The 1044-nt window shown below is 57.2% G+C and carries 1 protein-coding gene; it reads left to right on the forward strand.

Going from position 1 to position 1044, the window contains the following annotated elements:
* Positions 1–171: 171 nt before the first annotated feature.
* The coding region (locus H597_RS34200; RefSeq protein WP_211232062.1) for an integrase core domain-containing protein at positions 172–1044 on the forward strand (873 nt) is incomplete at its 3' end.

A 1044-nucleotide genomic window follows, 5' to 3' on the forward strand; every position in this document is an offset into this window, starting at 1 on the left:
AAGCCCAAATTCCGGCGTTTTCGGCGCGTCCATGTCACCTCCGCACCAAAACATCACCGCCGCAAACCCGCTTGGGTCGTTAATGAAGTAATCCGCCTCAAGGCGCTGACTGATTTGAGCTGCCAGAAGTTGGCAGACACGTTCAACCGAATGCATGGACAACCCCGTGGCATGACGGTGAGCAAAAGCTGGGTAGCCTTGACCGTCAAACGCCACCACTACCGGATTGCGGACATGCGGAGGAAATGGAAGCGGCGACAGCCAGGTCCGCTCGGCCGAAATAAGATCTGGGGTGTGGACCTGACAGGTAAAGTTGATGTGGACGGCGGCTCGCATGCCATCCTCGGCGTGATCGACCATGGCAGCAGATTAGCCCTTTGCCTGGAAGCGCTGCCGGACAAGCGATCGGTCACGATCCTGGGCTGCCTGCTGCGCGCCTTCGGAAGATACGGGCTTCCACGCGTGATCAGGACAGATAACGAATCGGTCTTTCGCTCACTGCTGTTTCGTACGAGCTTAAGGCTGCTTGGCATCCAACAGCAATTCAGTCAACCGGGCATGCCGTGGCAGAACGGTCGCATCGAAAGGCTGTTCGGAACGTTGAAGGAAAAACTGGACCGGCTGGCCGTTGAGGATCTCATCGGATTACGGCAAGCGATGCGGGAATTCGGATTCTGGTATAACGCGATCCGTCCGCACCAGCATCTGGACGGACGGACGGACGCCGGCCGAGGCTTGGCGCGGAGTAGATCCGTTTCGACAGCCACCAAAAGCCGCCTATCTTTTCGATGCGTGGGACGGATTGCTAAAGGGGATCTGGCTGCGCCATTAGTCAGGCGTCAGCCAAGTCGAAGGAGATGCGGACGAACCGTCCAGGGCTTGCTTCGCCCTGGTGGTTCAAGATGCTCATTCATTGAGCAGATATGGAAGAAACTGCGACATGCGCTATCTCAGATTTGGGCTGACGCTTTCGGAACGAAGCGATTTTCCGCGAAAAATCGCCCCGACAACATCCACCCTATCCTTTCTGGACGTCTGGACGGG

The sequence above is a fragment of the Pseudoduganella violaceinigra DSM 15887 genome, assembly GCF_000425385.1.
GTDB lineage: Bacteria > Pseudomonadota > Gammaproteobacteria > Burkholderiales > Burkholderiaceae_D > Rugamonas > Rugamonas violaceinigra.